Annotated in this window: 10 protein-coding genes; 7 read left to right on the top strand and 3 right to left on the bottom strand. The window is 62.7% G+C overall.

Annotated features, from left to right (window positions below; all coding sequences use genetic code 11):
• The first annotated feature begins 17 nt into the window (after positions 1-17).
• The gene (locus ACQR1E_RS21270; protein WP_315752036.1) at positions 18-977 is read left to right on the top strand and encodes a DMT family transporter; all 960 of its coding nucleotides are present in this window, start codon (positions 18-20) and stop codon (positions 975-977) included.
• Between the two features lie 530 nt (positions 978-1507).
• On the opposite strand, the gene ACQR1E_RS21265 is transcribed toward ACQR1E_RS21270, so the two are convergent.
• On the bottom strand, positions 1508-2278 hold the full coding sequence (locus ACQR1E_RS21265) for an acyl-homoserine-lactone synthase (protein WP_316170679.1): 771 nt from the start codon (positions 2276-2278) through the stop codon (positions 1508-1510).
• A gap of 78 nt (positions 2279-2356) precedes the next feature.
• Entirely contained in the window at positions 2357-3091 is a 735-nt protein-coding gene (locus tag ACQR1E_RS21260) for a LuxR family transcriptional regulator (RefSeq protein ID WP_315715569.1), read from the bottom strand.
• Positions 3092-4279: 1188 nt separating this feature from the next.
• On the opposite strand from ACQR1E_RS21260, the gene ACQR1E_RS21255 reads away from it, so the two are divergent.
• Positions 4280-5263: a SphA family protein gene (locus ACQR1E_RS21255; RefSeq protein ID WP_315715570.1), complete on the top strand. Its 984-nt coding sequence runs from the start codon at positions 4280-4282 to the stop codon at positions 5261-5263.
• A gap of 89 nt (positions 5264-5352) precedes the next feature.
• Here the strand turns inward: ACQR1E_RS21255 and ACQR1E_RS21250 are convergent, their stop codons facing one another.
• The gene (locus ACQR1E_RS21250; RefSeq protein WP_315715571.1) at positions 5353-6261 is read right to left on the bottom strand and encodes a LysR family transcriptional regulator; all 909 of its coding nucleotides are present in this window, start codon (positions 6259-6261) and stop codon (positions 5353-5355) included.
• Between the two features lie 145 nt (positions 6262-6406).
• On the opposite strand from ACQR1E_RS21250, the gene ACQR1E_RS21245 reads away from it, so the two are divergent.
• Genes ACQR1E_RS21245 through ACQR1E_RS21225 form a run of 5 tightly spaced genes read left to right on the top strand, consistent with a single transcriptional unit; the run spans position 6407 to position 11259 of the window.
• Positions 6407-7564, top strand: a complete 1158-nt coding sequence (locus ACQR1E_RS21245; RefSeq protein ID WP_315715572.1) for an alpha/beta hydrolase family protein — start codon at positions 6407-6409, stop codon at positions 7562-7564.
• Positions 7565-7587: 23 nt separating this feature from the next.
• Positions 7588-8541 carry a VOC family protein gene (locus tag ACQR1E_RS21240; RefSeq protein ID WP_315828106.1) on the top strand — a complete coding sequence of 318 codons (954 nt, stop codon included), beginning with the start codon at positions 7588-7590 and terminating at the stop codon, positions 8539-8541.
• Positions 8525-8884, top strand: a complete 360-nt coding sequence (locus tag ACQR1E_RS21235; RefSeq protein ID WP_315715574.1) for a Rieske (2Fe-2S) protein — start codon at positions 8525-8527, stop codon at positions 8882-8884. Before ACQR1E_RS21240 ends, ACQR1E_RS21235 begins: the two co-directional genes overlap by 17 nt.
• A gap of 37 nt (positions 8885-8921) precedes the next feature.
• A complete protein-coding gene (locus ACQR1E_RS21230) occupies positions 8922-10052 on the top strand; it encodes an FAD-dependent oxidoreductase (protein ID WP_315828108.1) in 1131 nt (376 codons plus the stop codon).
• 49 nt (positions 10053-10101) lie between these two features.
• Positions 10102-11259: an MFS transporter gene (locus tag ACQR1E_RS21225; protein ID WP_316174801.1), complete on the top strand. Its 1158-nt coding sequence runs from the start codon at positions 10102-10104 to the stop codon at positions 11257-11259.
• The last annotated feature ends 2 nt before the right edge of the window (positions 11260-11261 follow it).

Genomic DNA, 11261 nt, shown 5'->3' with positions numbered 1-11261 from the left:
GCTGACAGGGCAGTCACATGGCGGTCGAGGAAGCATCTTTGGTCAAATCGGGTGATACGGAAGCCGATTCCTCGGGCGCGCCGTTGCCGCCGGTTGACTCAGGGTCCAGTCGATCAAGTCCCTATGTTTCGGGGCTGATCGCAGTCATGTTTTGGGGAACGACTCCGGCCGCGACGGTACTGGTCGCCCATGACATGCCCTCATCGTTGATCGGGCCGTCCAGACTTCTCCTGGCCGCGGTCTTCCTCCTACCAATGGTTCTCCTGCTTCGGCCGCCGCTTCCGACCGATAGGGGAGGTTGGATTGCCGTCGCGATCAACGGTATGATCGGGTTCGGTGGTTCGTTCTTTCTGCAGGGTCTGGGCTTCTCGCGAACGTCGACTTCGCACGCGGCTCTCATCTTGGCTTGCGCTCCGGTGTTTACATCCATCATCCAGCATGTGCTGTCCCGGACATTTCCCCGCACTCTTTGGCTGATCGGAAGTGCGATGGCATTGTGTGGTGAGACGTTTCTGATCGGCGCTCGTTCGAACGGCGATGTCTTCGGCAGTGGAACAATGGTGGGCGACGTCATCGTTCTCATCGGCACCATTACGGTCAGCATTGGATATGTTGCAGGCGCTCGCGCATCTGCGCGAATTGGCCTGTTCGGAGCGACGGCATGGTCGATCATCTTCGGTGCTGCTCTTGTGACGCCGCTGTTGCCCTCTGTCCTGGAGGCGATCTCCGGGGTGACGGTCGTAGGAGGAGGGGCCCTGTTCTTTCTTGCGGTCTTTTGCACCTTGATCGGATTCGCCGCATGGTTCTGGGCTCTGGACAAGGGAGGCGTCTCGGCGATTGCGCCTCTGCAGTTCGGACAGCCGATCGTATCACTCTTGATAGCCGTGATCTTTCTGGGAGAGCAGCTTTCGATGAGCATTTTTGCTGCAGTTGGATTGGTTCTCACGGGGGTATACTTCTGTCGAAAGTCGGCGTGAGAGGTCGTATCCCGCGAGGTGGGTCGCCGGTTAGCAATGCGGCTCTTGATGTGCGTTCCGCAATAGCGGCTGGGCGAATTGCTGTGCTGGATGAATGCGGTTGCAGGTTGTTGTTGTCAGCGAGCCGGACCGCAAGGTCGAAGAACAGCGTTTCGTTCAAGAACTCGTCGCGGATCTCTGCATCCGGTTCATCATGACGCTGCGGGTGAGCTCGGTACTTTGTCCGAGACGATCGCGCCCGGCTTGCCGTCCGGTGCGACAATCGCAGTCAGCCCGCGCTTCCTGTCGCCCGAGAGCGAAGTATCGGCAAATGCTCCCAGCCATTCCGCGGTGACGATCGTCGATCGCACAGCTGTCAGCGCGAACGCTGGCTCGGCACGCTCTTGGCGCGGCGGACCGCAAACTGCTGATCGGCACTCGAACTGCCGAGCTCTCGTCCTTGGGCGGGGCTTACCGCCTGCAGGTGCTTGCGGGCGGCTCGCTGTAGCCAACAGCCAGAAGGCAACTTGGGCCCGGAATGAGAGGTCTGGTTAGGTCACCGGGGTCGCCGCGCTGTAGGTGCGGTTGGCGCCGTCCACCTGCAAGGAGCATAGATCTAACGGCTCGGGTACAATCTCTCGTTGCGCGTGAAGTACCCCGGTCCTGCGCAGCGCTCCTGCGCAGATGTGACGTTTTGCTTTGGAAGCGGCGAGGTCTCGGAGGGATGGTTGGTCTAAGATGTCAGTGTCGATTCCCAAGCATTTGCGCGATGTAGATACCGTACGGTCAGAGACTCTCGCCTCCAACGCAAGGGTCGGTCGCCCATCAAAGACCACGGGATCGGCGAGTGGTTGCGCATTCCATCCAAGCCGGTTCAGCCGCCGTACCCAACCCGGCTTGGATTGCGCGATAAGACCCGTGATGCCGAGGTACTGGCATATCTCTGCTATGGCGACCATCAGTCGACGCGAGGCTAGAACGTCACCGTTTCCGATCTCGGACCTGGCGCAAAGACGGGTCCATTCGAAGATGTCCGGCGCCTTCGGATATGATCGCCCCCGCACCAGCTCCGGATACACGTGCGACAGGAGATGCGGCCTGGTCGTCGGAAGAAGCCGCGAGTACGCCATCACCCGTCCGTCGTGGATATCAACTACATGCAGCGCATCATCACCATCAAACTGGTCCCGATCGCGCCGGTCCGGCTTGACAAGGCTTGACCACGCAAGCGCTTCCACGAAGATCCTATATCTAAGATCGTAGATTTCATCCATAAGGCTGGGGGTCGCCAGTTTTGAATCCTCGTAGAACGCAAATATCATCATGGTCTCCTCGGGTAGGGAGACCAACCGATCATTTTGCAGAAGTATTGGCGATGCCGTTCTAGTACAGTATTTACTTCATACTGGCTTTAGCGAACCGTTCAATATCGCGATGCGGACGGCCTCTGTTCGGCTGCCGGCGCGAAGCTTCGACATCGCGTTGCGAAGATATTGATCGACGGTTCGCTTGGAAAGACGAGCCTCAAAGGCGATTTCCTTGGATTTCAGGCCGTGCATCGCCCAATGTAGGCATTCCAGTTCGCGCGGCGCGAGCACGCACGCTCGCTCCTCTTTCGCCGTTGCAGGTCTTTTCGCGTGTATCATTTGGTCGACACGCTGATGACTGAGTAACGCCATGAAATGAAGATTGTGCCGATCGCTTCGCTGCAGCGGCTTGGCGCCCGTCGCAAACGATACGCAGGTTGTGCGCATTTGCGGACCGTGGATCGGGACCGTGAAGCCGTCAATCAGTCCTGCGTCCCTTGCTTCGTCCATGAGCTTTCGTTGTTTTGCGGTGAGCGGCTGAACCGCACACTCCTCGCTCCAGACGTACGGCGTCGCTCTTTCCCGAAGCAGTTGGGCAATCGGGTCTATATGGACATAATTTCTCTCATTATAATATCTGATCCAGGCATCATTCCAGCCACGTAGCTGGATATGAGGCTCGAGGATTTCCATTCGGCTCGGCAGGTCAGCGATAAAGACGCCGGTCACTCCGAAGCGCTCAGTGGAGGCTAGAAGCAGCTCGAGTAGGCTGTCGATGCTAGTAGCATCAGCGATAGCTTCGCCATAGGCCTGAGGGATCTCAAACATTGCCTTCTGTCTCGAACGCAAAGTAGTCAGGATACTGCCGATAGCTGACGGATATCTCTCGTCCGGACAGTCACCTTAGAAGTTCGCGAGTCGCCACACATTCAACCAGCGCACCTCCTCCCGACGTTCCGTTCAGAAATTCCTCGTCTCGCCCGCGCGGTCGTGCACAAAAAAATTGGAGAGTCGCTTCTTCGACATGCCCTACAACCTCTGCGGATGATTAGCAGTGACGGTATAGGAATGCAACCGTTCTGGTTTCCTTGGAATGGTTTTTTGCAGATTGAATGGCAATCTGGTCGGAGCGGTGCGTCGAATGTCTGCCGTACGACTCTGGTAATCGGCCGCAGACATCAAGAAAGCTGTGGCGAAACCCATTCACCGATTCCTCTGCTGGGCAGCTCTCGCTGCCATCAAACGCGACCGAACGATAATGAACGGCCAGAAGCCGGCGGCCCCGACGTCCTGGGTAGGAGACGAGAGTGTCAGCGAATACACGTATTGATTGACGATGAGAAGACTGACCCAGCCAGCACTTGAAAAGCGGTCTGCAAGCGCTGCGTTTTTTCGCCATCAACGCGAACAGCCGGCCTGCTGAACCGATCGCGCCGCGCGTCCGGATACGACGCGTTCATTGAGAAGGCAAACAACCGATTGATATTGCGGCAGTTCGTCTCGACGATTTGCCAAAATGGCTTTGATATCGTTGCATCATCAAACTGATTTTGAATCCGCCATGCGGCCTCTCATCCAGCAGCGTGGCCCGACGTCATGAAATCGTCATTGGTGGAATGACCATGGAAGTTACTGGCAAGTCATACGCCTCTTAATCAGCGGGTCCTAGGTTCGTGCCCTATGCGTCTGCCGCCAACAATCTATGGTTGTGTTTGATCCAAGGCCTGAACTGCAGGCCTCGTACGGGCAATCTTCAACACGGTGGGTGAGATCGATTATGTCGTCGGTGACGTGCCCGTGGTTGCTCACTCTGCTCGAACCAAGGAGCGCGACATCAATCGACGCCCGTGAGGCCGGCACATCGAGACTGTGAATAGCTCGGATCAAAACGATCAATTTTACGAATGATCTGGGATCGCTCATCAATGACGCGATCGGTCGGGCGCGGGCGCGTCGCCATGAGGTCGGTCGGGGGCAAGCTCGTTTCGTAGAAAACGCGCCACCAAGGGGGGATTCATGACAAGAGGACTGCAGCGGTCCGCTTCCGCAGCGTTGATGTTGGCCGGGATGATCCAGGGTGCGTGGGCCGCCGAGAACGCGGCCACCAACTATCCGGCGGGCTCGCCCGGCGTGTTCATTGCGTCGTTTCCGCCGATCCCGGGCCTGTTTGCGATCAGCCAGACCAGCTACACCAGCGCCAACGGCCTGTATGACGGGCAGGGCAAAAAGCTGCCGATCGACTTCAAGCTCTCCGCCGTGTCGGAGACGATGCGGTTTCTCGCCAGTTATCCCGGCGACTTTTTCGGCGCCCATGTCTATTCGCAGCTCGTGGTGCCCTTCGTCCATCTCGAAAGCACCAATCCCGGCGGATCGTTCCAGGCCAACGGCCTTGCCAATCTGACCTTCTCGCCGATCATTCTGAGCTGGGCGCTGTCGCCCGTGCAGACCTTCACGGTCGGCCTGGACATCATGCCCAACACCGGCACCTATTCGGCGCGGCAGCCCCTCAACGTCGGCACGAACTACACCACCATCTCGCCCGTCCTCGCCTATCGCTATGCCGATCCGAAGGGCTTCGAATTCGCCGTCTCGCCACGTCTGCTGCTCAACGGCACCAATACCGATTCGGTCAACGCCTTCACGCAGCTGACCCAGCAGTACCGCAGCGGTGATGCGCTGGTGGTCGACTTCAACGCGGGCTATAATATCGGCGCCTGGAAGCTCGGCGTCGTCGGTGGCTATACGCATCAGTATCAGGACGACAAGATCAACGGCGTCAAGGCATTCAATTTCGCCGGGGTGCAGGACGGCAACCGGTTGCGCTCGATCAATGCAGGCCCGTCGCTGACCTATAATGCGGGCCCCTTCCAGATCAACGTGAACTACCAGCATACATTCTACGTCGAGAACGGCAGCCGCGGCGATACGGTCTGGGCCAATCTGGCATTCCCGATCTGGGTGCCCGCGCCGCCGCCCGGAGCCGGACCGATCAAGCGCTGACTCGCGCAAGCTGGATTGATCGCTCATCAACGAAGGCGGCCGGCGTCTCGCGCCGGCCGTTCGCCATCGCCAGTGCCGGTCGACGGTGGTCAGGGCAGCTCGGCGACGACCTCGCGGATCAGAGTGCGCAGCCACAGCAGGCCGGCATCGTTGGAGCGGTAGCGATGCCATTGCACGCGCTGCCGCAGCGCCGGCAGCGCGATCGGCAGCTCGATGATGCGGATGGGAAGGCTGCGCTGGGCGGCGATGGCGAGCCGCCGGTGCACGGTGGCAAGGCGGTTCGTCCCGGCAACGAGATGCGGAATGGCGGTGAACGCGTAGACCGAAACGTCCTCGCTGCGGCTCGTGTTGCGCTGCTCCAGATAATAGGTTTCGAGCGATTGCGCCGCGATCGCCGGCCGCATCACGACGTGGGACGACTTGGCGAAATCCTGCCGTGACAGCTTGCCCTTGCCATACTTTCCCTTGCTCCACGCGATGACGCAGAAGTCGTCCTCGAAGATCACCTCGGACGGGTGCAGCTTGGAGCTGAATTCCTCCGGGATGATCAGCAGGTCGACGTCGCCGCGCTCGAGCGCGCGCTCCGGCCGCTGCACCTGCTGCAGGAAGTCGAAGCGGATACCGGGCGCAAGGGCCTCGCTGCGCGCCAGCAGCCGCGGGATCAGCGTCACCAGCGTGTAGTCCGACGCCAGGATCTTGAAGCAGCGGTCGGACTGCGCGGGATCGAACTCGGCAGACGAGGCGATGGCCCAGTCGACCCGCACCAGAAGGTCCCTGATCGAGTCCTTCAGCGTCTCCGCTCGCGGCGTCAGCTCCATTTTGCGGCCGATCTTCACCAGCAGTTCGTCATCGAAATAGGTTCGCAGACGCAGCAAGGCATTGCTCATCGCGGACTGCGTCATGTTCATGCGCGCGGCGGCGCCGCTGACGCTGCGCAGGTGCAGCAGATGGTCGAGCGCGACCAGGAGATTGAGGTCGAACTTGTTGTTGAAGCGCATGGGCGGCCTCGCTCGAGGTATTCAAGAGATCAATGCGATCAATCTTGTTAATCAATTTTTCGAAATGGTCAAACGGGGCTATGCCAGACCTCGGGAAGAACGTCGAGGAAGACGCGTGGCCGGGCCGCGCGTCGCGAGTGCATTCATGTTCAAGTATTTTCCGACCAACTATGTCTGGAATCTCTCGGTCGATCTCGCGATCGAGATGGGCGCGCGGATCGGCGAGATCGAAGAGATGTGCGCGCCGCTGCAGGAGGCGGCCCGGCAGCCCGATGCCAACGGTACCCAGGCCTTCCGCGAGACCTGGGCGCGGATGGCAGACAAGCTCTGTGCGCTCGCGTCCGAGGACGAGGCGAAAGGGCGGCTGCTGTCGGCCGGCGAGAAATATGGCCGCGCAGCGAGCTATCTGATCACCTGCGAGCGTCTGCAGGCGCACGAGGCGCCGGGGCGGCTGGCGCTGTACCGCAGATGTCTCGACGTGTTCGCCAAGGGCATTGCACTGGCGCGGGAGAACTGCGAGCGCGTCGAGATTCCCTATGAAGGCTCCCACATTGCCGGTCTCATGGTCCGCGCGGAAGGGCGCGACGGGCCGGCGCCGCTGCTGGTGCAGGTCAACGGCCTGGATTCGACCAAGGAGATGAAATACCGCGTCGGCTTGCCCGCCTGGCTCGCCCGACGGGGCGTGTCGTCGCTCGTGATCGACCAGCCCGGATCGGGCGAGGCGCTCCGGCTGCAGGGTCTCACCGCGCGCCATGACAGCGAGCATTGGGCGTCCCGGGTCGTCGACTGGCTGGAGACCCGCAGCGACGTCGACCCGAAGCGGATCGGTCTCGAGGGCGTCTCGCTCGGTGGCTACTACTGTCCGCGCGCGGTGGCTTTCGAGCCGCGCTTTGCCTGCGGCGTCGCCTGGGGTGCCAATCACGATTGGCGCGACGTGCAGAAGAGGCGCCTGCAGAAGGAAGGTGATTTCCCGGTCCCGCATTACTGGGCGCATGTGCGCTGGGTGTGGGGTGCGAGAGATCAGGACGACTTCATGCGGATTGCCGAGCAGGTTCACCTCGACGGCATTCTCGACCGCATCAAGGTGCCGTTCCTGGTGACGCATGGCGAAAAGGACTCGCAGATTCCGCTGCATTGGGCCGAGCGGACCTATGAGCAACTGGTGAATTCGCCCAAGCGCGAGCTGAAGGTCTTCACCGCGCGTGAAGGCGGCGCCCAGCATGCGAGCTTCGACAACAGCATCAATGCCGGCCACTACATCGCGGACTGGGTCGCAGAGACATTGAACGGACACATCGCCTGAAGCAGCAGGTGGAGAGGAAAGTTATGAAAATCGTCGGTCTGGAGAGCCTGATATTCGGTGTCGACGACGTGAGGGGCGCGGCGCGCTTCCTGGTCGATTACGGGCTGACGCCCGTCGACGTCTCCGATCGCGGCGGCCGCTTCGAGGCGATCGACGGCACCGCCGTGGTGATCGCACGGCAGGATGATCCGGCTCTGCCGCCGGCGCCCGTGCCGGGCTGCCGTCTGCGCAAGACGGTGATGGGCGTCGCCGACGAGGCGACGCTGGGGGCGATCACCGCCGAGCTGCGGCGCGACCGCGAGGTCCGGCGGCTGCCCGATGGCTCGATCGAGTCGACCGACGATTCCGACTTCGTGATCGGCTTTCAACTGACGGCACGGCGGCCGTTCATGCTGGCCAGCGAGATTTCGAATGCGCCGGGCGGCGTGGTGTTCCGGCCGATCAACAGCCTCGGCGTGCCGCCGCCGGGCAGCGTGATCCGTCCGCGCTCGCTGTCGCATGTGGTCTATTTCGTGCCCGACGTGGTGAAGGCCGAGGCGTTCTACGTCAACCGGCTCGGCTTCCGCTGCACCGATCGCTTCACCGGCACCGGGCCGTTCCTGCAGCCGGGCGGCTCGCTCGACCATCACACCCATTTCCTGATCGGCGCGCCGCCGCACATGCACGGCGTGGAGCACTTCACGTTCCATTTCGGTGGTCCTTCGGAAATGATCACCAACGGCTATCGCTTCGTCGAGAAGGGCTATCAGGCGTTCTGGGGCCCCGGCCGTCACATCCTGGGCTCGAACTGGTTCTGGTACTTCAATAGCCCGTTCGGCTGCCACATCGAGATGGATGCCGACATGGACCAGCACGATGCGAGCTGGCAGCCGCGCGAGGCGACGGCATCCGCCGACAATTCGCAGACCTTCCTGATGAAGATGCGCAAGAAATGGTACCCCGGCCCCGGAATCCCCGAGAATGGCGACTACGCGTGAGGCCGAGGCGCGATGGATCCGGCTGTGCCGCGCCGATGAGATCGGCGAGGCGCAGTCGCGCGGCTTCGATCCCGATGATGAGGGGCAGGACAGCCTGTTCGTCGTGCGCCGGCACGGACAGCTGCATGGCTGGCGCAACGCCTGTCCGCATATCGGCGGTGCGCCGATGGCCTGGCGCAGGGATGCGTATCTCAACGCCGACGGCACGCGTATCGTCTGTCACGCGCACGGCGCCGAGTTCATGCCCGACACCGGGCTGTGCGTGCAGGGGCCGTGCCGCGGCGAGCGGTTGAGCCGTCTCGAGCTCGTCGTCATCGACGGCGAGTTGTTCGTAAAGTCATAACATGCCCGCAAGGGCGGACTGCAGAGGGGGAAGCACCATGGCAGTGGTGAGCAGGGTGCTGACGATCGGAGGCGGCTTTTCCGGTATGGCCGCGTCGATCCAGATGCGCAAGGCGGGCATCAACATCGATCTCGTCGAGGTCGATCCGAACTGGCGGCCGGAGGGCGCCGGCATCACGGTCAGCGGACCGACCTTGCGCGCGCTCGAGACGATCGGCGTGTTCGCGGAATTCGCGCGGCGCGGCTACACGGCTGACGGTGTCGACCTGTTCGCGCCATCGGGGCATCGGATCGGCGAGATCCCGACACCGAAGGCCGTAGGATCGGATGTGCCCGGCGGCGGCGGAATCATGCGGCCCGAACTCGGGCGCATCCTCGCCGATGCGACGCGCGCCGCTGGCGTTCACGTGCGTGTCGGCTGCACCTACACGCGGATCACGCAGCACGACGGCGATGTCGAGGTCGCCTTCACCGATGGCACGACGGGCCGTTATGATCTCGTGGTGGCTGCCGATGGCGTGCATTCGAAGACGCGGGCGCTGCTGTTTCCCGAGGTCAAGTCGCCGCAATACATCGGCCAGGTGGTCTGGCGCGCCGTGCTGCCGCGGCCGGCCGACATCGTGCGTCCGCGGATGTGGCTGGGTGGTGCGGTCAAGGCGGGCGTCAACCCGGTGTCGCCGAGCCACATGTATATGTTCGTGACGGAGGCGCGGCCGGAAAAGCTCCAGGCCGAGCGCGCGTCCTGGCCGCAACTGGTCGCGGACCTGCTGGCGCCGTTCAGCGATCCCGTGCTGGTGGCACTGCGGGCGCATTTGTTCGCTCCCGACGCCGCCATCGACTATCGGCCGCTCGCCAACCTGCTGGTGCCGGCGCCGTGGAATCGCGGCCGCGTCATCCTGATCGGCGACACCGTGGCCGCGACCACGCCTCACCTCGCCTCCGGCGCGGGCATCGGCATCGAGAGCGGCATCGTGCTGGCCGAGGAGCTGGCTCGCGCGACGACCCTGCAGGAGGCATTCGACCGCTTCCATGCGCGCCGCTGGGAGCGCTGCCGCATGGTGATCGAGAACTCCGCGCAGCTCTGCCGCATCGAAATGGAGAACGGCGACAAGGCGGAGCACGCCAGGATCATGCGCGAGTCGATCGTCGGGCTGACGCAGCCGATCTGAGCCAACAACATCAACGAACAACATCATCAACGGGGAGGAAGCCATGACGGTGACGACGGAGACGTGGCGCGGACGCATCGCGCTGATGGTCGCGCATTGCGCCGGGATGGTCGATCTCGTCGCGCTGCCGGTCTGGGTGGGCGCGCTGATCGAGCGCTACAGGTTCAGCCCGCAGCAGGCGGGACTGCTGGCCACGCTGTTCCTGCTGGGCGCCGTGCTCAGCAGCCTGTTCTTCGCACCTCGCTTCAACCGGATGAACGCCCGCCTGGCGGCGGCTGCGGGATATGGCGTGGCCGCGCTGGTGTTCCTGGCCGCGAGCCGAACGTCGGAGTTTGCGCTGCTCGCGATGCTGCACGCGCTGGGCGGCGCAACAGCGGCCTGCGGGCTGAGCTTCACTCACGGCACCATCGCACGCAGCGCCAACCCGCACCGCCTGTTCGCCATCGTCGGAATGGCGCTCGGTGTGTTTGCCATTCTGTTTCTCGGCATGACGCCCAATCTCGTGGCGAGCTTCGGCGGCCAGGCCTTGTTCGTCGTGTTTGCCGGCGTGATGGCGGTCGCGGCGCTGGCGGCGGCGCTGTCATTTCCGAAGGGCGTGGTGCGCAGTGACGAGGATCTGATCGCGGAGGTCAGCCATCTGCCGCGCGCCGTCTGGTTCGGCATTGCCGGCATCAGCTGCATGGCGCTGACCCAGGCGATGCTGTTCAGCTTCATCGAGCGGATCGGCGCTGACCGCGGCTTCGAAGCTGACGCGGTGACGGGCGTGCTGATCGCGCTCGGCTTCGTCAACCTGCTGCCGGCGCCGCTCGCCGCCATAATGGAGCGGCGGCTACCGGCGAGACACGTGCTGCTGGCGGGCCCGGTCTGCCAGGCGCTGATCGCCGTGACGATCACCTTCGGCTCCGGCTTCGTCGCCTATGCGGTCCCGACCGCGATCTTTGCCGCGGTAATGATCTTCACCCACACCTTTGCGTTCGGGCTGCTGTCGCGTCTCGACCCGACCGCGCGGGCGTTGGCCGGCACGCCGGCGATGCTGATGATCGGCGCTGCGATCGGCCCCATTCTCGGCGGCACCTTGGTGCAGCTGTTCGGCTATCCTGCGCTCGGGCTCGGCGCCGTCATCATCTCATCCGTCGCCGTCGTGATGTTCTCGCGCGTGTTCGCTGCGCGCGGCGCGGCGTCCGCCGCCTCTCTCGAAATCGCCTGACC

This window comes from Bradyrhizobium sp. HKCCYLRH1030 (genome assembly GCF_051168395.1).
GTDB lineage: Bacteria > Pseudomonadota > Alphaproteobacteria > Rhizobiales > Xanthobacteraceae > Bradyrhizobium.
This window is presented reverse-complemented; position numbering and strand designations above follow the sequence as displayed.